This window comes from Curtobacterium sp. PhB137 (genome assembly GCF_003814955.1).
GTDB lineage: Bacteria > Actinomycetota > Actinomycetes > Actinomycetales > Microbacteriaceae > Curtobacterium.
Genome location: NZ_RKQO01000008.1, coordinates 317551 through 337037, shown reverse-complemented (window position 1 = coordinate 337037; position 19487 = coordinate 317551). Strand labels below are relative to the sequence as shown.

The following is a 19487-nucleotide window of genomic DNA, read 5'->3' as shown; positions in this document are numbered from 1 at the left end:
CTGCTCACGAAGTGACGGACGGGAGGCCCGTGGCGGCGTGGCCACGGGCCTCCCGTCCGACGCGTCCTACGCGTGGAGCGCGGTGTTGAGCTGGATGCCCTCGCCCTTGCGCTGCAGCGCCTCGACGGCGCCGCTGACGCTGTTGCGCCGGAACAGGACGTTCGGGGTGCCGGACAGCTCGGCGGCCTTGACGGTCTTCGGCGTGCCGTCCGGGTTCGGTGCGGCGCCGACCAGGACGACCTTCGTTCCCGCCGTGACGTACAGGCCGGCCTCGATGACGGAGTCGTCGCCGAGGGAGATGCCGAGACCCGCGTTCGCACCGAGCAGCGCGCGCTCGCCCAGGGAGACCCGGTGCGTGCCGCCGCCGGAGAGCGTGCCCATGATGGACGCCCCGCCGCCGATGTCGGTGCCGTTGCCGACGACGACGCCCTGCGAGACACGGCCCTCGATCATGGCGTCGCCGAGGGTGCCGGCGTTGAAGTTCACGAAGCCCTCGTGCATGACGGTCGTGCCCGGCGCCAGGTGCGCCCCGAGACGGACGCGGTTGGCGTCACCGATGCGGACGCGGTCCGGCACGACGTAGTCGACCAGACGGGGGAACTTGTCGATGGCGTGCACGGCGATGCCGGCGCGCTGCAGCGACGGGCGCAGGCGGGTCAGGGACTCCGGGTGGACCGGCCCGGCGTTCGTCCACGCGACGATCGGGAGGTACCCGAAGACACCGTCGAGGTTGATGGTGTTCGGACGCACGTGCAGGTGGCTCAACAGGTGCAGGCGCAGGTACGCGTCCTCGGTGCTGGTCGGGGCGGCGTCGATGGTGACCTCGGTGGTGACGGCCTCGATCCGGACCTCGCGGCGGGGGTCGTCGCCGACGTGCGCCTGCAGTTCTGCGGGGAACACCGCGTCATCGGGCAGCGGGCCGAGGTGGGTCTCCGGGTACCAGGTGTCGAGCGTCGTGCCGTCGGCGGCGATCGTCGCGAGGCCGTGGCCCCAGGCGTGCGTCGGGCGGTCGGCGGTGGCGGTCGGGTCGGTGGCAGCGGTCGTGTCGGTCACCGCACCAGGGTACCGACGCACTGGACGGGAGCACCGGACCGACCGGACGGACGCTGCGGAACCGCACCGTGCCTCCCGGCCGCCGTGCCGTGGGCCAGCGCGACGGGAGCGACGGCAGATAAGGTGACCGCATGCCGGAGCAGCTCGACCTCACCGCCTCGTCCATCGACATCACCCGTGCCATCTGCGACATCGAATCGGTGTCGGGGAACGAGCAGGCCCTCGCTGACGCGATCGAGGCGGTGCTCGCACCGCTGCCGCACCTCGAGGTGATCCGGGACGGCGACGCGATCGTCGCCCGCACGAACCTCGGCCGCGACCGCCGCGTCGTGATCGCCGGGCACATCGACACCGTGCCGCTCAACGACAACCTGCCGACCGAGTTCCGCACCGCCGAGGACGGCACCGAGATCCTGTGGGGTCGCGGCACCGTCGACATGAAGGCCGGCTGCGCGGTGCAGCTCAAGCTCGCGTACGACCTGGTCGAGCCCTCGGTCGACGTCACGTGGGTCTGGTACGACCACGAAGAGGTCAGCGACCTGCTGAACGGCCTCGGTCGTCTCGCCCGGACCCGTCCGGAACTGCTGGCCGCCGACTTCGCCATCCTGGGGGAGCCGTCCGGCGCGCAGATCGAGGGTGGCTGCAACGGCAACCTCCGCGCCGAGATCCGCACGTTCGGCAAGCGCTCGCACAGCGCCCGCAGCTGGATCGGCGACAACGCGATCCATAAGACGGCACCGATCCTCGCCACGCTGGCCGCCTACGAGCCCCGGACCGTCACGGTCGACGGGCTCGAGTACCGCGAGGGCCTCAACGCCGTCGGGATCAGCGGCGGCATCGCGGGCAACATCATCCCGGACGAGGCGATGGTGCACGTGAACTACCGCTTCGCGCCGTCGCGTTCGGCTGACGAGGCCGTGGCGCACATCCGCGAACTCTTCGACGGCTACGACGTGACCATCGTCGACCTCGCCGCCGGTGCCCGCCCCGGCCTCGACGCCCCGCTCGCGCAGGACTTCGTGTCGGCGGTCGGTGGCCCGGAGCCCCGCCCGAAGTACGGCTGGACCGACGTCGCCCGCTTCTCGGCGCTCGGGGTGCCCGCGGTCAACTACGGACCCGGTGAACCGGTCTTCGCCCACCACGACGACGAGCAGGTCCCGGTCGCGCAGATCACCGCGGTCGAGGCCGGCCTCCGTCGGTGGCTGACGGCCTGACGACGGCCGGGGCCACCCGGCCGACCCCAGCACGCACCCGTTGGCGCGCCCGCTACCGGGTGGTGCCGTGGTGGGTCCGCATCACGGTCGTCTACGTGCTCGCCCGGTTCGTCACCGGACTGATGATGCAGGCCTTCGCGAGCGTGCAGGCGGCGAACTCGTTCACCGTCCAGCACCCGGCGTACCTGTCGTTCGCGTCCATCTGGGACGGCGCCTGGTACCGCGTCATCGCGACCGGCGGCTACCCGTCGACCCTGCCCGTGGACGCGGCAGGGCACGTGACCGAGAACGCGTGGGCGTTCATGCCCGCGTACCCGTTCCTGGTGCGCGGCCTGATGCTGCTCACCGGAGCGTCGTTCGAGTTCGTCGCGGTGGCGGTCTCGCTGCTCGCCGGACTCGGCGCTGCGCTCGTGTTCCGTCGCCTGATGGGGCGCTTCGTCGACCCGGCGCGATCGACCTTCGCCACGGTGCTGTTCTGCGTCGCGCCCGTGTCGGCGATGTTCCAGGTGGCGTACGCCGAGTCGATGGGGCTGTTCCTGCTGCTCGTCGCGCTGCTGCTCATGGTCGACCGGCGGTGGTGGACGATGCTGCCCGTCGTGCTCCTGCTCGGCATGACCCGGCCGACCGGGCTCGCCTTCGCCCTGCTCGTCGTGCTGTTCGTCGGCGCGTGGGCGATCCGGCCCGCGTGGGTGCGGTCGTCGGAACCGCTCACCCTGCGCCGCCTCGTGCCGCCCGCCGTGGTCGCGGTCGTGTCCGGACTGGTCGGCCTGGCGTGGCCGGCGATCGCCTGGGCCGTCACCGGGGTGCCCAAGGCGTACACCGACACCGAGCTCGCCTGGCGGTCGTCCTACGTCGGGTGGCAGGAGCTCGTGCCGTTCGCGCCGTGGATCCAGGGCTTCGGGTGGTGGTTCCACCAGCCCGCCGGCGGGGTCCTGCTGGCCGTCGTGGTCGTCGGATTCGTGGCGTTCGTCTGCATCCCCGCAGCCCGGGTGCTCGGGATCGAGCTGCGCCTCTGGGGCATCGCCTACGTCGTGTACCTGCTCGCCGTGTTCTTCCCGCAGTCGAGCACCTGGCGGATCCTGGTGCCGATCGCGCCGCTGCTCGGCATCGTGGCGCTGCCGCGGTCCCGCGTGTACCGGGTGGCCGTCGTGGTGGCGTTCGTCGGGCTGCAGTGGGTCTGGCTGTACTACTGCTGGTGGATCAACGGCTACGACTGGACCCCGCCGTGATCGGCACGGCGCTCACGGGCCTGGGCACGGGCCAGGAGCCGTGCGGCGGGACCGCTCCGCTCGCGCTTCGGCACCGTCGCTGACATCGGCTCCGGGTCACCCGGCCGCCAGTTCGCCGCCGCCACGACCATCGCGTTGACGGTGGCGATGAACGGCACCGCGAAGAACGCGCCGACGACACCCGCGATCGTCGTGCCCGCGGTCACCCCGAGGACGACCCCGAGCGGGTGGACCTTGACGGCCGTGCCGGTCAGGAACGGGTGCAGGACGTGGCTCTCGAGCTGCTGCACGACGACCACGATGCCGAGCATCACGAGCGCCGGCACCCAGCCGTTGAACACGAGTGCGATGAGCACCGCGACCGCGCCGGCGACGATCGCACCGACGACGGGGACGAACGCGCCGAAGAACACGATCACGCCGATCGGGATCGCCAGCGGGATCTGCAGCGCGAGGGCGCCGATGGTGACACCGAGGGCGTCGGTGACGGCGACCACGAGCTGGACGCGGATGAAGCTCGTCAGGGTCTTCCACCCGGCGTGCCCCGCGACGTCGATGCGAGCACGTGCCCGGCGCGGGAAGAGCCGGACGACCCACCCCCAGATGCGCGGGCCGTCGATGAGCACGAACAGCGTCGTGAACACGATGATGAACAGCCCCTCGAGCACGTGCACGGCGCCGGTGCCGGCGGCCTGGAACCCGGACAGGATCGTCGAGGCGTGCGCCTGCAGGTAGTCGAAGCCGTTCGACACCCACGAGTCGACGTCCTTCGCCGTGATCCCGAACGGCTCACTGTCGAGCAGGGTCCGCAGGGACTGCACGCTGTGGTGGAGCCGGCGTTCGAGCGACGGCAGGTCGGACCGCACCTGCTCGGTGACGAGCAGCGCCAGCCCGCCGAGCGCCAGCACCAGCGCCACGAGACTCGACAGCACCGCCGTCCACTTCGGCCACCGGTGCCGCTGCAGGAACGACGACATCGGCATGAGGAGCGCGCAGACCAACAGCGCGATGAGGAACGGCACCACGATGTCCTGCAGCAGCACGACCAGCGCCACCAGGACGGCGAGGCCGGCACCCACGACGAGGATGCGCCAGGTGAACGCCGCGCCGATCCGCAGACCGGCGGGTACTGCGTCGTCGGACCTGCCGGTCGGCTCGGACCGCTCGGGTCGTCCGCTGGGGGACTGACGGCGCATGGAGCGAATGTTCGGCATCCGCCAAGGTTACGAACGGAACCCGCGAAGAACCGCCGATCCGACACCCCCAACCTGGGCGGTTTCGCAGTTGCCCCATCAATACGAGATAATGAGCGGGCATGTACTGCACGAAAGGGGACATCTGATGGCAGCCATGAAGCCGAGGACCGGTGACGGGCCGATGGAGGCTGTTAAGGAGGGTCGACTCATCATCGTGCGGGTTCCGCTCGAAGGAGGAGGCCGCCTGGTCGTCTCGGTCAACGATGCCGAGGCCAAGGAACTCCATGACGCACTCGCTGAGGTCGTCTCGGCCTCGTAGTCGAAAGCACCAGAACGACGGGTCCGGAGCGTGTACGCGCCGGGCCCGTCGTCTGCGTCCGGGGCGCCGCGCCGTCGGCGTGCGCGCCCGTCGCGCTGTCGGTCGCGTCCGGCAGGATGGCCTCGTGCCGAGGACCCACATGCCGATCCGCCGCGTCGAGGAGTACCGCGACCCGGACCCGATGCCACGCGACGTGTGGCCGGCGACGCTGCCCCCGGTGCGGCAGCTGCTCGACGAGGGACTCGACCTCGACCCGGTGACGGTGTTCGTCGGCGACAACGGTGTCGGCAAGTCCACCCTGATCGAGGCGATCGCGCTCCGGTTCGGCATGTCACCCGAGGGCGGCTCCACCCTGGCGAACCACTCGACGCGTCCGTCCGAGTCGTCGCTGTGGCGGCACATCGTCCTCCGCCGTGACTTCGGTGCGCCGCGTGGCGGGTTCTTCCTGCGTGCCGAGACCATGCACGGTTTCTTCACCTACCTCGAGGACAATCCCAACCACTCCCGCCCCGAGCCGGTGTTCCACGAGCGCAGCCACGGTGAGTCGTTCCTCGACTTCGTCATCGACCGCGCGCAGTGGCCGGGGCTCTGGATCCTCGACGAACCGGAGTCGGCGCTGTCCTTCTCCGGGTGCCTGACGCTCATCGCGTTGCTGCGGTCGATCGTCGACAGCGGGGTCGGGCAGGTCGTGCTCTCGACGCACTCACCGGTCCTGGCGGCGTTCCCCGGCGCGACGATCCACGAGGTCGGCGAGTGGGGGTTCCGGCGCACCGAGTGGGAGGACCTCGATCTGGTGCGCAACCAGCGGTCGTTCCTCGAGTCACCGGAGCGGTACCTGCGGCACCTCGAGTGACCGGTGGGGACGGCTGCTACGCGGTGACCTTCGTCAACTGCAGCAGCCCGTCACCAGCCGGCGAGAGCGCACTGCGCACCGCCCCCGACGTCGACACCTCGGTGAGCAGCAGCCGGAAGTCGGTCGTCGCTCGGTCGCGCTTGACCGGGTCGGCGACGCGTCCGCGCCACAGTGCGTGTGGCACCAGGACGGTCCCGCCGAGGCGTGCGAGCCGCAGCCCGTGCTCGACGTACTCGATGACGTGCTCGGGGTCGGCATCGACCAGGACGACGTCGTACGACGCCTCGTTCATCCGGGGGAGCACCTGGTTCGCGCGGCCCGGGATGAGCCGGATCCGGGCGGGGGCGGTTCCGGCGCTGATGTAGGCGTCGCGGGCGAACTGCTGGTGGTCGACCTCGACGTCGATCGTGGTCAGGGTCGCGTCCGGCGCGCCGCCGAGCAGGTACAGCCCGGAGACTCCCAGGCCCGTCCCGATCTCGATGATGCTCGTGGCTCGGGAGGCTGCGGCGATGACGCCGATCTGCGCGCCGATCGCGGGCGAGATCGCCTCGACACCGAGCTCCAGGGAGTGCTCACGAGCGCGGGCGATCGCCTCGGACTCCGAGACGATGTCCTCGGCGAACTTCCAGTTCGACTCTTTCTCTGACACGCACACTCCGTTCGGTTGACAACTCTAGGGGTGCATCGGAGCCGTACGGGTTAGGCTCGCTCACGTGAACATCCCGCTCGACAAGATCCTGATCATCGGGATCATTGCCGTGCTCCTGCTCGGGCCGCAGCGCCTGCCGATGTACGCCCAGAAGTTGGCCGAGTTCGTGAAGGCCGTCCGCCGGTTCGCCGACACCGCGAAGGAGCGGATGCGCGACGAGATGGGCCCGGAGTTCGACGACATCGAGTGGCAGAAGCTCGACCCGCGACAGTACGACCCCCGCCGGATCATCCGCGATGCGCTCCTCGACTCCGGCAGCGCCAGCAGCGCCGCCGCGGTCCAGACCGCGCAGGTGACCGCCTCCAAGGTCCGCGCGACGGCTCCCGTCGTGCCGCTGGCCGCGGGAGAAGCGCCGCCCTTCGACGCGGAAGCGACCTGACGCCCGTCACGTGACCACCTGACGGACGGGAGGCCCGGTGCCAGCTGGCACCGGGCCTCCCGTGTTCGGTGTGGTGACGACTACTTCAGGTCGGCTACTTCAGGTCGGCGAGGAAGCGATCCGTCCAGGCGAGTGCCGGTGCGCTCGGGACGGAGCTGCACGTGGACGACGCCGTCGTCGAGGCGCAGGGCGTGTCCCGGTCGAGCGACCAGTAGTGGATCCCGGCGAGGCCGTTGGCCTTCGCGTAGGCGGACAGGGTGTCGACGTCGGCGAGGGTGAAGACCTCGTCGGTGGTGTCGTTGACGCCGATCATCGGGGTGACCTCGATCTTCGACGACGCGATGCCGTACGTGTGCTGCAGGTTCGTGACGGCCTGGATCGAGGACTTGCCCATCTGGCAGGTGGAGCCGGAGAGCACGCAGTTCGCGGTGGTCGCGCGGCCGAAGTCCATCGTCATGAGGTTGATCGTGTAGTTCGTCAGGGTCGACGCCTTGATCGCCTTCACGGTGGCGTCGCCGGTGCTGTTCAGCCCGCCGTACGAGCCGTCGCTGGCGGCCAGGGTCGCGAGCGTGAACGAGAAGCGCATGCCCGGGTACTTCGCCTGGGCGAGGGCTGCGGCGCCCACGAGGTTCTGCACGTCGGCGGCGGACTGACCGCTCTCGATGTCGAAGTCGACGCCGATCATGTGCGGGGTCGCGTACCGGGCGATGAACGACTGCAGTGCGGCGCCCGAGCACTTGAACGAACCGGCGGCTCCACCGGTGCTGACGATGTAGTTCACCCCGGCGGCGTCGAGCTTCGGGATGTTGGCGTTCGCGAAGGCATCCGCCGCGACGCCACCCCAGTTCTCGCTGCCGCACGTGCCGGTCGCGAAGGCGAGGGTGAGCGCCTTGAGGCCGGGCTCCCGGGTCGACACCAGGCTGTTGCTCGAGCCGACCACCGGGATCCGCGTCCCGGTGACCGCGGTGTTCATGACGTTCGTGTTCCAGTCGAGGTTCACGGTGATGTCCTTGTACGGGCTGAACACCAGTCCGCTGGCCGTGCCGCCGCTCCCGCCCGTGCCGGGGGTCGTCGTCCCCCCACCTGGAGGAGTGGCCCCGCCGCCCGTGCCGGAGCAGGCGCCGGTCGACGTCCACGGCTGGCCGCTGCCCGTCGCCCCGGCGTGCGTCGCGGGGTCGTCGCCCTGCGTCCACCAGTTCGCGGTGTAGTTCGATCCGTTCTCGCTGACGGTGGCACCGCCGGAGTACGCGGTGCCGGCGGTCCACGCGGTCGCGCACGACGGTGTCGCGGCGATGGCCGGTGCTGCGGCGAGTGATCCCCCGGCGATCACTGCGGCGACGGTGGCCACGAGGCCGATCCGTACTCGGGTGTTCTGGTTCACACGGTTCTCCTGTCCTCGGCCGGACGTCGTCGTCCGGCGGGTGGAGCCCAGGCGGTCACATTCCGCAAGGGCATTGTGCAATGCCCTTGCATAATGCTCCGGGGTGGAACGACCTGTCCATGAACGAACGTACAGGCGCGCGCCGAGCGGATGGCAGGCGCCCGTCGTCAGTCGCGGGTGGCGACGATCGTGTACGTCAGGGGAACCCGGTCGCGGTCAGCGTCGGGCCACGCCCACGAGCCGTCGCCGGTGTCCTCCATGCGAGGACTGAAGCGCCAGGGCAGTGTGCGCCCCTCGTCCAGGCGGCGGAGTCGGAGTCCGGCGCCGAGCAGGGCGTTCACGATCTCGGACAGCGGGTGCGGCCACTCGAACGTGCGGGTGTTCGCAACGGTGCCGTCGCCGGCGTAGGTGCCGGCGTCGTCCCACTGCTGCGCGGTGCCGTCCGGGAAGTACCGGTACCGGGTGACGAGTTCGTCGGCGGTCTCGTCGAGGGCGTAGAGCGCGGGGTGGCCGTCGCGGATGAAGAACACCCCGCCCGGGCGCAGCAAGCCGGCGACCTGCGCTGCCCAGCGGTCGAGGTCGGGGAGCCAGCAGATCGTGCCGATGCTCGTGTAGACGACGTCGAAGTCGCCGGAGACGGCAGCGCGGGCGTCGAGCACGTCGGTCTCCACCCAGGTGACGTCGAGGCCGAGCCGCGTCGCGAGGCCGGCGGCGGAGGCGAGCGCCGCGGGGGAGAAGTCGACGCCGGTGAGCCGGGCTCCCTCGCGGGCGAGCGACACGGTGTCGGTGCCGATGTGGCACTGCAGGTGGCAGACGTCGAGGCCGGCGAGCGAGCCGTCCGGCAGCCACGGCGTCAGCGCCGGCAGGTCGTCGCGCACGACGTCGGAGCGGTGTGCCGGGTCGGACAGCTCGTCCACGGCGTAGGCGCCCTCGTGGATGGGAACTCGGTCGTCCCAGTTCGCCCGGTTCGCGTCGCGGGCGCGGTCCCAGTCGACGCTGACGTGATCCATGCTCATGCTGACGAGCCTAGGACAGCGACAGCCCCAGCTTCCGTCCGGCCAGTCCGCGCCCCATCGTCGTGATGCCGTCGGCGATCGCGGCGAGGGCGACTGCCGCGGGGTCCTCCGGCGCGCCGAGCACGACCGGCAGGCCGGTGTCCCCGCCCTCACGGAGCGGCACGGACAGCGGCACGCTGCCGAGCACCGGCACGGGGGCGTCCTGCCCGCGGGACAGCCGTGCGGCGGTCTCGGCGCCACCGCCCTTGCCGAACAGGTGCAGGACCGAGCCGTCGGGCTGGACGAGCCCGGCCATGTTCTCGATGACCCCGATCACCCGCTGGCCCGTCTGGCGTGCGACGATCCCGCTGCGCTCGGCGACGTCGGCCGCAGCGGCCTGGGGTGTGGTGACGACCAGGACCTCGGCGTGGGGGAGGAGCTGGCCGACCGAGATCGCGACGTCGCCGGTACCGGGCGGCAGGTCGAGCAGGAGCACGTCCAGGTCGCCGAAGAACACGTCGGTCAGGAACTGGTTCACGGTGCGGTGCAGCATCGGGCCACGCCAGGAGACCGCGGTGGAGGCGTCGTCGACGAACATCCCGATCGACACGACCTTCACGTCGTGGGCGACGGGCGGCAGGATCATGCTGTCCACCCGGGTCGGCCGCGGCGCGACGCCGTGCTCGTAGGTCAGTCCCATCAGCCCGGGGATGCTGAAGCCGTGCACGTCGACGTCGACGATCCCGACCCGCAGGCCCCGGCGGGCGAGCGCGACGGCGAGGTTGGCGGTGACCGTCGACTTGCCGACACCACCCTTGCCGCTCGTGACGGCGATCACCCGGGTGAGCGAGTCCGCCGTGAACTGGATGCCGTTCGGCCGGCCGGCCCGCAGGCGTTCGGTCAGCGCGGCACGCGTCGCGGGGGCCATCACCGACACGTCGACGTCGACCGACGACACCCCGTCCACGGAACCGGCGGCGACGCGCACGTCGCGCTCGATGGTGTCGGCGGCGGGGCACCCCACGATCGTGAGCTGCAGGTCGACGCGCACCGCGCCTCCCGGCTGCACGTCGACCCCACGGATCATGTCGAGCTCCGTGACGGGCCGACGGATCTCGGGGTCGATCACACGGCCGAGCGCAGCGAGGACCGCCGTGCCCAGCTGCTCGTCGGCGGGAGCCGCGTCATCCACGGGTGGAGCTGCCGGGCTCGTTCGCGTAGCCGGCGTCGTCGGCGTCGCGCCGGTCGAGTTCCTCGAGCAGGGAGCGGAGCTCGGCGCGGATGAAGTCCTTCGACGCCATGTCGCGCATCGCCAGCCGGAGCGCGACGACCTCGCGCGCCAGGTACTCGGTGTCCGCCAGGTTGCGCTCCGCACGCTGCCGGTCCTGCTCGAACTGCACGCGGTCGCGGTCGTCCTGCCGGTTCTGCGCGAGCAGGATGAGCGGGGCGGCGTACGAGGCCTGCAGCGACAGCACCAGGGTCAGTGCGGTGAAGCCGATCGCGGCGGAGTCGAACTGCCACGGCTTCGGCGCGAGGGTGTTGTAGCCCATCCAGACCACACAGAACAGGGTGAGGCCGATGAGGAACCACGGCGTGCCCATGCCCCGTGCGATGCCCTCGGTCGCGCGACCGAACGTGTCACCGCGTCCGCCACGACGGCGGGTCGGGAGCACGCGCGTGCGCATGCCCTTGGGGGAGTCGAGGCGGACGTCGGAGCGCTCGCGATCACGACGGTTCTCATCCGTTCGGGCCACGGGTGGTCCTCCTTCCCGTCGTCACGGGTGTCTTGCGCGGGCGTTGGCGTGGAAGCGGTGAGGGTTCCCCCTCGCCCTGACTTCGCCAGTCGTCCGGCAGGACGTGGTCGAGGACATCGTCGATCGTCACCACCCCGACGAGGCGGTGGGCGTCGTCGACCACGGGGACGGACAGCAGGTTGTAGGTCGCCATCACGCGGGTGACCTCGGCGGCGCTCGCGTCGACCCGGACCGGCTCGGTCTGCTGGTCGATGAGCGTGCCGAGCCGTTCGTTCGGCGGGTAGCGGAGCATGCGCTGGAAGTGCACCAGCCCGAGGAACCGACCGGTCGGCGGCTCGTACGGCGGCAGCGTGACGCACACCGCGGCACCGAGCACCGGGGCGAGGTCGTGTCGGCGGACGAGTGCGAGCCCCTCGGCGACGGTCGCGTCGGCGGAGACGATGACGGGCTCGGTGGTCATCAGACCACCGGCGGTGTCCGGCTCGTACTCCAGGAGCATGCGGACGTCCTGCGCCTCCTCCGGCTCCATGAGCTGCAGGAGCGCCTCGCTCCGTTCGTCGGAGAACTGCGCGAGCACGTCGGCGGCGTCGTCCGGCTGCATCTGGTCGAGGACGTCGGCCGCGCGGGAGTCCTCGAGCCTCGACAGGATCTCGACGCGCTCCTGGTCGGGCATCTCCTCGAGCACGTCGGCCAGTCGGTCGTCGGGCAGCTCCTCGGCGACCTCGAACCGGCGTTCCTCCGGCAGGTCGAGCAGCGTGCTCGCCAGGTCGGCGGGCACCAGGTCGGAGTACGCCGCGATGACGTGCTCGGCGGACTGGGCCTCGCCGGGGAGCTCGTCCTCGGTGACCTCGTTCCACGTCGCGAACGTCGTCGGGCCCTTGCCGAACGGCGACGGGGTGGTCTTCGGCTTGCGGAGGAAGAGCTGCGCGACCTCCCAGTCGCCCTGCCCGCGGTCCTCGATCGCGACGTCCTCGATGGTGGCGCGGATGCGCTGGTTCTTGATGAGCACCTTGCGACCGAGCATCTCGGCGATCACCCGGACCTCGCCGCCGCGCTGCTCGAAGCGGCGCATGTTGACGAGCCCGGTGGTGATGACCTGGCCGGCACCGATCGAGGTGATGCGGCCGACGCTGACGAAGATGCGGCGCTTGCCCGGCACCTCGACGATCAACCCCACGACGTGCGGGGGATCGGCCCGGCGGTAGACCACCAGGACGTCCCGGACCTTGCCCACCCGGTCGCCCGCGGGGTCGAAGACGGAGCACCCGGCGAGGCGGGCGACGAAGACCTTCGTGGCGCTCACCCGACCCAGCGTAGTCGGTTGCGTGCTGGCGCTTCCCCGGCGGTGCACGTGCGATTGCAAGGTGCGCGGTGAATGATGGCTGTGTGAGCAATCAGAGTCCCTTCGCCGGCAGGACCGCCCAGGCCTTCCCGACGCTGCCCAAGGGCGACGTCCTCGGCACGTACGACAGCTACCCCGATGCGCAGCGCGTCGTGGCGAAGCTCGCCGACGCCGACTTCCCGGTCAACCAGCTCTCGATCGTGGGCAACGACCTGAAGACCGTCGAGCGCGTCACCGGCAAGATGACCTACGGCCGTGCGGCGATCGCCGGAGCCCTGTCCGGTCTCTGGCTCGGCATCTTCTTCGGCATCGTGCTCACCCTGTTCTCGCCGAGCTCCGGTGGCCTGATCCTCGCCGCCGCGATCATCGGTGCAGCGTTCGGCATGCTCTACGGCATCGTCTCGTTCGCGATCACCAAGCGACAGCGCGACTTCACGAGCGTCCACCAGGTGCTCGCCACGAACTACCAGATCGTCGTCAACCCGCAGCTGACCGGTCAGGCGCAGCGGATCCTGGGTGAGCACGGTGCGACGCCGTCCACGCACTGGAACGAGCAGCCCCAGCAGGGCGCTCCCGGCGCACCGGTGCAGGGACAGCAGCCGTGGCGTCCCGCCCCGCCGCAGCAGCAGTCGCCGTACGGCGGACACGCCACACCCCACCAGCAGCCAGGAGGCCCGCAGCAGCCCGGCACGTCGGCCCCCGGCGCGCAGACGGATGCGCCCACGGCGCCGGGTGCGTCGAGCGCGCCGCGGTACGGCACGAACGACGGGCCCCGGTACGGCGAGAACGCCGACCCGTCCGCTGCCGCCCCCGCCGACCGACCCACCTCGGGTGGGCCGGCGATCCCCGAGCGTCGTCCGCAGGACCCGCCGCAGTACGGCGAGCGGGTGCCCGGTGCGACGCCGCCGGCACCGTCGTCTTCGTCGACCCCGTCGTCGCCGAAGGGCGACGAGCGCGCCTGACGCGTGCAGTGTCGGTGGGCTCGGGCTCGAAGTGCTCGGGCTACAGCACCTTCGAGTAGCAGATCGACAGCGGGGCGCCGACGTACGGGCCGAAGTTGGCGATGCGCGTGAAGCCCTCGCGCTCGTAGAACCCGACGGCGCGCTTCTGCTCGTTCCCCGTCTCGAGCACGAGCGCCGGTGACCCGAGGTCCAGCGCGGCCTCTTCGAGCCGACGCAGCAGCGCGGCTGCCACACCCGAGCCGCGGGACTCCGGCCGGACGTACATGCGCTTGATCTCGGTGATGCCGTCGTCGACGACCCGCAGTCCGCCGCACGCCAGCGGAGTGCCGGCCTCGTCGCGCGCCAGGAAGAACACCGCGATGGAGTCCGCCGTCGGCTTCTCGCCGGGTTCGGTGTCGCCGCCGTAGGCACGGTCGATCTCCAGGCGCTGCGCGGCTCGGAGTCGCTGCGCGTCGGGGGAGTCGAAGTGCTCGACCTCGATCGAGAACTGCGGCGTGCGGGAGTCGGTGGAGGCGTCGGGCGTCGTCACCCGCTCAGGCTAGCGGCCGGAGCGGGCGATCCACCCCTCCACTTCCGAGGGGGTCCGGGGGATGCCGATCGACAGGTTCTCGGCCCCGTCCTCGGTGACCAGGATGTCGTCCTCGATCCGGACGCCGATGCCGCGGAACTCCTCGGGCACGGTCAGGTCGTCCTGCTGGAAGTACAGACCGGGCTCGATCGTGAACACCATGCCGGGCTGCACGACGCCGTCGATGTACATCTCGCGACGGGCCTTCGCGCAGTCGTGCACGTCGAGGCCGAGGTGGTGGCTCGTGCCGTGCACCATGTAGCGGCGGTGGAACTGGTTGTCCGGCTCGAGCGACTCTTCCGCCGAGACGGGCAGGAAGCCCCACTCGGCGGTCTTGCGGGCGATGACCTCCATCGCGGTGGCGTGCACCTGGCGGAACGTGATGCCCGGCTTGACGATGGCGAACGCGGCGTCGGCCGCCTCGAGCACGGCGTCGTAGACCATGCGCTGCACGGGGGAGAACGTGCCGCTGACCGGCAGCGTGCGGGTGATGTCGGCCGTGTAGAACGAGTCGACCTCGACCCCGGCGTCGATGAGGATCAGGTCACCCGGCTGCACGGCGCCGTCGTTCCGGGTCCAGTGCAGGATGCAGGCGTGGTGGCCCGAGGCGGCGATCGTGTCGTAGCCGACCGTGTTGCCGTCTGCACGAGCCCGGCGGTTGAAGGTGCCCTCGACGATGCGCTCGCCCCGCTGGTGTGCCAGGACGGCGTCGAAGTCGGCGATCACGTCGTCGAAGCCGTGCTTCGTCGCGTCGACGGCCTTGCGGAGCTCGCCCACCTCGTACGCGTCCTTCACCAGGCGCTGCTCGGACAGGTCGCGGGCGAGGACGTCGTCGGTCGCCGGTGCGTCGTCGGTCTCCGGCGCGCCGCCGACGGCGCTGCCGAGTCGTGCGTCGAGGGTGCGGGTCAGGTCGTCGTCGGCCTCGCGCACGAGCAGCGCCGAGGCGTCGAGCCCGTCGGCGACGTCCGAGAAGGCACCGAGGTCGGCCGTGGCCAGCCCGAGGTCGGCGGCGACGGCGTCGAGCGAGGGACGCGGGCCGACCCAGAACTCGCCGATCTCGGGGTTCGCGTAGAACTCTTCCGACTCACGACCGGCCGTGGCACGGAAGTAGAGCGTGGCGTCGTGCCCGGAGCCGTTCGGCGTCATCACGAGGACGGAGCCGACGACGGTGTCGGTGCCCCACCCGGTCAGGTGCGCGAACGTGGAGTGCGGGCGGAAGGGGTAGTCGCAGTCGTTCGAGCGGACCTTGGCCTGTCCGGCGGGGACGACGATCGTGCGGCCCGGGTGCAGCTCGGAGATGCGGGCCCGACGCTCGGCAGCGAAGGCGGCCTGCTCGCGGGGCTCGGGGATCGTCTGCTCGCGGTCGGCCCACTGCGACCCGATGAAGTCCTTGAAGGTCGAGGACCCGGGGGTCGTGGATCGGTTGCTCGTCGCGCGGGGAGTCGTGTCGGCCATGCCCCCATCATCGCACCGCGCTGCACCGGCGTCCTGTGCGGCCCCTCACCTGTGGATAGCATTGTCGACGTGCCCGACCCGTTCATCGACCTGCACGCGCACTCGAGTGTCTCCGACGGCACCGAGCGACCCGCGGAGCTCGTCCGAGCGGCCGCGGCCGCCGGCCTGGACGCCGTCGCGCTGACCGACCACGACACGACCGCCGGCTGGGCCGACGCGTCCGGGTCCGCACGCGAGCTGCCGTTGACGCTCCTGCCGGGTCTCGAGCTCAGCACGCGCATCGGCTTCCGCAGCGTGCACGTCCTCGGCTACCTGGTCGATCCACACGACCCGGGCCTGGTCGAGGAGACGGACCGCATCCGCTCCGGCCGCCTCTCCCGCGCGCACCGCATGGTCGACCGCATCGGCGAAGACCACCCGATCACCTGGGCCGACGTCCTGGCGCAGGCGAGCCCCGGGGCCACCATCGGCCGCCCGCACATCGCCGACGCGCTCGTCGCGCGGGGCCTCGAGTCCGACCGGAGCGCGGCGTTCCGCGGCATCCTGCACCCGGCGTCCGGCTACTACGAACCGCACGAGGCGCCGTCGCCCCTGCGCGGCGTCGAACTCATCCGACAGGCGGGTGGTGTGCCGGTCATCGCGCACCCGGCAGCCTCGTCGCGGGGGATCGTCATCGACGAGCCGATGCTCCGCGACCTCGTCGACGCCGGGCTGGGCGGGCTCGAGGTCGACCACCGCGAGAACCTGGCGCACGGCAAGCGCACCCTGCTCGACTGGGCGTCGCGCTACGGCCTGTTCGTCACCGGTTCGAGCGACTACCACGGCACGGGCAAGCCGAACCGGCTCGGCGAGCACCGGACGGCGCGGGTCGCGTTCGACGCCATCCTGTCCGAGGCCACCGGCAGCGCCCCCGTGGTCGGCCCGGGCTCGCGCCTGTCCTGACCCGAGGCTCGTCCCCACCGAAGCGACAGTTCTCGCTCGGCGCGGCCTGACCCCTCCGCGAAAGCGACAGATTCCCGCCGACGGTTCGCGGCGATCTGTCGCTTTCGCGGGCGCAGTCGGCAGGTGGGGACGACGAAGGGCCCGTCGCGTCAGCGACGGACCCTTCGGTCTGGAGGCGCTACTCGCCGTCCGACGAACCCTGCGGTGCTGAGGCGGTCGCCGAGGCATCGCCGGTGCCGGCTCCGCGACGGCGGCGACGGCGGCGACGCTTCGCGGCGCCGTCGGTGGTCCCGCCCTCGGTGGCCGACGTGTCGTCGGTGGGCGCGGAGGTCGGAGCCGCGGACTCGGTGGCGGGAGCCTGCGAGGCGGGCTGCTCCGAGCCTCCTGACCGGGTGCGGCTGCGCGACCGCGAACGCGACGCGTCACGCGGACCGGACGCCGGACGGTCACTGCTGCGCTTCTCGGCGGGGGCACCGGCCGACGCGGCGTGCGACGAGGCACCGGGCAGACGGCCCTTGGTGCCCTTCGGGATGTCGAGTTCCTCGAACAGGTGCGGCGACGACGAGTAGGTCTCGACGGGCTCGGGGATGCCGAACTCGAGGGCCTTGTCGATCAGCGTCCACTTGTGCAGGTCGTCCCAGTCGACGAACGTGACCGCGATGCCGGTCTTGCCGGCACGGCCGGTACGACCGGCGCGGTGCAGGTAGGTGTCCGGGTCGTCCGGGATCGTGTGGTTGATGACGTGCGTGACGTCGTCCACGTCGATGCCGCGGGCGGCGACGTCGGTGGCGATGAGCACGTCGCGCTTGCCGGCCTTGAAGGCGGCCATCGCGCGCTCGCGCTGCTCCTGGTTGAGGTCACCGTGCACCGCTGCGGCGTTGAACCCGCGGTCCTTGAGCTCCTCGACCAGCTTCGCCGCCGCACGCTTGGTGCGGGTGAAGATCACGGTCTTGCCGCGGCCCTCGGCCTGGAGGATGCGGGCGATGACCTCGTCCTTGTCCAGGGAGTGCGCGCGGTAGATGAGGTGCTTGATGTTGGCCTGCATGAGGCCCTCGTCCGGGTCGGTCGCCCGGATGTGCACCGGACGGCTCATGAACCGGCGGGCGAGGGCGACGATCGGCGCGGGCATCGTGGCCGAGAACAGCATCGTGTGCCGCACCTCGGGGATGGCCTGGAAGATGCGCTCGATGTCCGACAGGAAGCCCAGGTCGAGCATGCGGTCGGCCTCGTCGAGGACGACTTCCTGCACGTGGGACAGGTCGAGGAGTCGCTGGCGCTGCAGGTCGATGAGGCGCCCGGGCGTGCCGACGACGATCTGGGCGCCGGCCTTGAGCTGCTCGATCTGGCCCTCGTACGCCTTGCCGCCGTAGATCGCCGCGACGGTGGTCGGGCGGTTCGAGGTGGCGACCTCGAGGTCCTCGGTCACCTGGACCGCGAGTTCTCGGGTCGGGACGACGACGAGGGCCTTGACGCCGGGCGCCGGGTCGGCGCCGAGGCGCTGGATGAGGGGGAGGCCGAACCCGAAGGTCTTGCCGGTACCGGTCTTGGCCTGGCCGATGATGTCCTGGCCGGTGAGGGCGAGCGGGATCGTCTGCTGCTGGATCGGGAAGGGCTCGAGGATGCCCTTGCCCGCGAGCGCGTCGACGATGTCCTGCTCGATGGAGAGGTCTGCGAAAGTCAAAGAATCACCTTAGTTCTGGTGGAAGTCCGGGCCAGTCTACCGATGGGCGGGTGGAGCGGGGCGCGAGGCGGTTCCCGCTATGCTCTCCGGGTGGTGTCGTGGTGGAACCGGAAGCGCGCGGCGCAGCTCGCAGCAGCGTGGCTCGCGTCGCGGAACCCGCGCAACGCAAGCCAGGTCAAGCGTCTGGCGCTCGACGACGTCACCCCCGAGCTCGACGTCTACCTGGGCCAGGCCGCGTACCTGCAGCTCTCCGTCTACGAGACGATGGGTCGTGCCGGTGCCTCGGCGCCGACGCTGTCCGGTCGCTTGGTGACGGGTGTGCTCGCGACGACGGCGCTCGACCGGCACCGCACGATCGTCGCCGAGATCGAACGGAACGGCTCGGACCCGGCGGAACTGATGGCGCCGCACCGCGAGGCCATCGACCGGTTCCTCGAGCGCACGAGCGGCGCCGATTGGTACGAGTCGATGCTGACCGGCTACGTCACGGCCGGCATCCTGAACGACCTGTTCGGCAACCTGCTGCGGTCGCTGCCGAACGACGTGCGGCAGCGGCTGCGCTCCGTGTTCGACGCGCGTGAGGAACCCGCGGTCGTCGAGGAACTGACCGCCCGCATCGAGGACGACCCCGAGGTCGGCTCGCGCTTGGCGATGTGGGGTCGGCGTCTGGTCGGCGACACCCTGCTCGTGGCGCGGTCGGCGCTGGCCTCCCACGCTCGCGAGGACCAGGAGCGGCTCGAGCCGGTCTGGACCGAACTGATCGCGGCGCACACCCGACGGATGGACGCACTCGGCCTGACGGCCTAGGCCCCGCGGGCCTTGAGTCGTTCGTAGTACTCGACGTCGCTCTTGTCGCGGCGCGTCCCGAGCAGCCACTCGACGACGAGGGCGACGACGCCCGCACCGACCAGGGCCACGACCCAGATCCAGGTGGCGTCGTACCGCCACCCGGCCCAGGTCAGCGCTTCCCACAGCACGGCAGCGGCGATGCCGCCCACGGCGGGCCCGATCAGCACGCCACGACTGGCGCGCCGCGGCAGGACCACGTGCGCGATCCCGCCGATGATCAGGCCGCCGAGGACGGCGAAGAGCAGTTCCACGTCGTCAGGCGACGAAGCCGATGCGGCGTGCCTCTTCCGCGCCGACCTCGACGTACGCCAGGGCGGCGACCGGAACGATGAAGCGACGGCCCTTCTCGTCCTGGAGCGACAGGTGCGTCGCCTTCGACGCGAGGGCCTCAGACACGGCCTTCTCGATCTCGTCGGCGGTCTGGGCGGTCTCGAACGCGATCTCGCGCGGGCTGTTGATGATGCCGATCTTGATGTCCACGAGCACAGCGTATCCGAGCGGTCCCGGAGGACATCGGACGTTCGCCGCGGGCGCACTCTGCGGCCCGGGTGCGCGCCGCGCCCGCGTCGGGCCGGGTGGTGTCGGCGGTCGTGGGTACCGTACGAG

General features: G+C 71.1%; 21 protein-coding genes. 8 read left to right on the top strand and 13 right to left on the bottom strand.

Annotated elements, in window-relative coordinates:
* Positions 1-66 precede the first annotated feature (66 nt).
* Positions 67-1053, bottom strand: coding sequence for a 2,3,4,5-tetrahydropyridine-2,6-dicarboxylate N-succinyltransferase (dapD, locus tag EDF28_RS15980; protein ID WP_123938956.1), 987 nt, complete (start codon positions 1051-1053; stop codon positions 67-69).
* 131 nt (positions 1054-1184) lie between these two features.
* Here dapD and dapE point away from each other — a divergent pair, with 131 nt between their 5' ends.
* Together dapE and EDF28_RS15970 are read left to right on the top strand one after the other, a co-directional pair.
* Entirely contained in the window at positions 1185-2267 is a 1083-nt protein-coding gene (gene dapE, locus EDF28_RS15975; protein WP_123294103.1) for a succinyl-diaminopimelate desuccinylase, read from the top strand.
* Positions 2252-3496 carry a hypothetical protein gene (locus EDF28_RS15970; RefSeq protein ID WP_123938955.1) on the top strand — a complete coding sequence of 415 codons (1245 nt, stop codon included), beginning with the start codon at positions 2252-2254 and terminating at the stop codon, positions 3494-3496. The genes dapE and EDF28_RS15970 overlap by 16 nt, the downstream gene beginning before the upstream one ends.
* Here the strand turns inward: EDF28_RS15970 and EDF28_RS15965 are convergent.
* A complete protein-coding gene (locus tag EDF28_RS15965; RefSeq protein WP_260155055.1) occupies positions 3475-4710 on the bottom strand; it encodes an AI-2E family transporter in 1236 nt (411 codons plus the stop codon). The genes EDF28_RS15970 and EDF28_RS15965 overlap by 22 nt on opposite strands.
* Positions 4711-4837: 127 nt before the next feature.
* On the opposite strand from EDF28_RS15965, the gene EDF28_RS15960 reads away from it, so the two are divergent.
* Together EDF28_RS15960 and EDF28_RS15955 are read left to right on the top strand one after the other, a co-directional pair.
* Positions 4838-5011 (top strand): DUF3117 domain-containing protein, encoded by a 174-nt coding sequence (locus tag EDF28_RS15960; RefSeq protein WP_123673120.1) that lies wholly within the window; start codon positions 4838-4840, stop codon positions 5009-5011.
* Between the two features lie 124 nt (positions 5012-5135).
* The gene (locus EDF28_RS15955) at positions 5136-5864 is read left to right on the top strand and encodes an AAA family ATPase (protein WP_123938954.1); all 729 of its coding nucleotides are present in this window, start codon (positions 5136-5138) and stop codon (positions 5862-5864) included.
* 16 nt (positions 5865-5880) lie between these two features.
* Here the strand turns inward: EDF28_RS15955 and EDF28_RS15950 are convergent, their stop codons facing one another.
* The gene (locus tag EDF28_RS15950) at positions 5881-6513 is read right to left on the bottom strand and encodes an O-methyltransferase (protein WP_123294100.1); all 633 of its coding nucleotides are present in this window, start codon (positions 6511-6513) and stop codon (positions 5881-5883) included.
* A gap of 64 nt (positions 6514-6577) precedes the next feature.
* On the opposite strand from EDF28_RS15950, the gene EDF28_RS15945 reads away from it, so the two are divergent.
* Positions 6578-6952 carry a twin-arginine translocase TatA/TatE family subunit gene (locus EDF28_RS15945; protein ID WP_111084987.1) on the top strand — a complete coding sequence of 125 codons (375 nt, stop codon included), beginning with the start codon at positions 6578-6580 and terminating at the stop codon, positions 6950-6952.
* 94 nt (positions 6953-7046) lie between these two features.
* Here EDF28_RS15945 and EDF28_RS15940 read toward each other — a convergent pair whose 3' ends face one another.
* The 5 genes from EDF28_RS15940 to EDF28_RS15920 form a co-directional block, all read right to left on the bottom strand.
* The gene (locus EDF28_RS15940; RefSeq protein ID WP_185094271.1) at positions 7047-8333 is read right to left on the bottom strand and encodes a carbohydrate-binding protein; all 1287 of its coding nucleotides are present in this window, start codon (positions 8331-8333) and stop codon (positions 7047-7049) included.
* A gap of 167 nt (positions 8334-8500) precedes the next feature.
* The gene (locus EDF28_RS15935) at positions 8501-9349 is read right to left on the bottom strand and encodes a bifunctional 2-polyprenyl-6-hydroxyphenol methylase/3-demethylubiquinol 3-O-methyltransferase UbiG (RefSeq protein ID WP_123938952.1); all 849 of its coding nucleotides are present in this window, start codon (positions 9347-9349) and stop codon (positions 8501-8503) included.
* 10 nt (positions 9350-9359) lie between these two features.
* Positions 9360-10520 carry an Mrp/NBP35 family ATP-binding protein gene (locus EDF28_RS15930; RefSeq protein WP_123938951.1) on the bottom strand — a complete coding sequence of 387 codons (1161 nt, stop codon included), beginning with the start codon at positions 10518-10520 and terminating at the stop codon, positions 9360-9362.
* Positions 10513-11013, bottom strand: a complete 501-nt coding sequence (locus EDF28_RS15925) for a DUF1003 domain-containing protein (RefSeq protein ID WP_111085044.1) — start codon at positions 11011-11013, stop codon at positions 10513-10515. Before EDF28_RS15925 ends, EDF28_RS15930 begins: the two co-directional genes overlap by 8 nt.
* Positions 11014-11065: 52 nt before the next feature.
* Complete coding sequence (locus EDF28_RS15920) at positions 11066-12385, bottom strand: magnesium transporter MgtE N-terminal domain-containing protein (RefSeq protein WP_111084991.1); 1320 nt, start codon at positions 12383-12385, stop codon at positions 11066-11068.
* An 83-nt stretch (positions 12386-12468) separates the two neighbouring features.
* Between EDF28_RS15920 and EDF28_RS15915 the strand changes: the two genes are divergently transcribed.
* The gene (locus tag EDF28_RS15915) at positions 12469-13386 is read left to right on the top strand and encodes a general stress protein (RefSeq protein WP_123938950.1); all 918 of its coding nucleotides are present in this window, start codon (positions 12469-12471) and stop codon (positions 13384-13386) included.
* Positions 13387-13426: 40 nt separating this feature from the next.
* Here the strand turns inward: EDF28_RS15915 and EDF28_RS15910 are convergent, their stop codons facing one another.
* Together EDF28_RS15910 and EDF28_RS15905 are read right to left on the bottom strand one after the other, a co-directional pair.
* The gene (locus EDF28_RS15910) at positions 13427-13915 is read right to left on the bottom strand and encodes a GNAT family N-acetyltransferase (RefSeq protein ID WP_123294095.1); all 489 of its coding nucleotides are present in this window, start codon (positions 13913-13915) and stop codon (positions 13427-13429) included.
* 9 nt (positions 13916-13924) lie between these two features.
* The gene (locus EDF28_RS15905) at positions 13925-15409 is read right to left on the bottom strand and encodes an aminopeptidase P family protein (protein ID WP_123294094.1); all 1485 of its coding nucleotides are present in this window, start codon (positions 15407-15409) and stop codon (positions 13925-13927) included.
* Positions 15410-15478: 69 nt separating this feature from the next.
* On the opposite strand from EDF28_RS15905, the gene EDF28_RS15900 reads away from it, so the two are divergent.
* Entirely contained in the window at positions 15479-16351 is an 873-nt protein-coding gene (locus EDF28_RS15900) for a PHP domain-containing protein (protein WP_123938949.1), read from the top strand.
* Positions 16352-16529: 178 nt separating this feature from the next.
* Here the strand turns inward: EDF28_RS15900 and EDF28_RS15895 are convergent, their stop codons facing one another.
* Positions 16530-18032 (bottom strand): DEAD/DEAH box helicase, encoded by a 1503-nt coding sequence (locus tag EDF28_RS15895; RefSeq protein ID WP_123294092.1) that lies wholly within the window; start codon positions 18030-18032, stop codon positions 16530-16532.
* Between the two features lie 93 nt (positions 18033-18125).
* Between EDF28_RS15895 and EDF28_RS15890 the strand changes: the two genes are divergently transcribed.
* Positions 18126-18839 (top strand): ferritin-like domain-containing protein, encoded by a 714-nt coding sequence (locus tag EDF28_RS15890; RefSeq protein ID WP_260155054.1) that lies wholly within the window; start codon positions 18126-18128, stop codon positions 18837-18839.
* Here the strand turns inward: EDF28_RS15890 and EDF28_RS15885 are convergent.
* Together EDF28_RS15885 and EDF28_RS15880 are read right to left on the bottom strand one after the other, a co-directional pair.
* Complete coding sequence (locus tag EDF28_RS15885; protein WP_123938948.1) at positions 18836-19132, bottom strand: hypothetical protein; 297 nt, start codon at positions 19130-19132, stop codon at positions 18836-18838. The two genes, EDF28_RS15890 and EDF28_RS15885, sit on opposite strands and share 4 nt — an antisense overlap.
* 4 nt (positions 19133-19136) lie before the next feature.
* Complete coding sequence (locus tag EDF28_RS15880) at positions 19137-19361, bottom strand: DUF3107 domain-containing protein (RefSeq protein ID WP_111084998.1); 225 nt, start codon at positions 19359-19361, stop codon at positions 19137-19139.
* Positions 19362-19487: the final 126 nt, after the last annotated feature.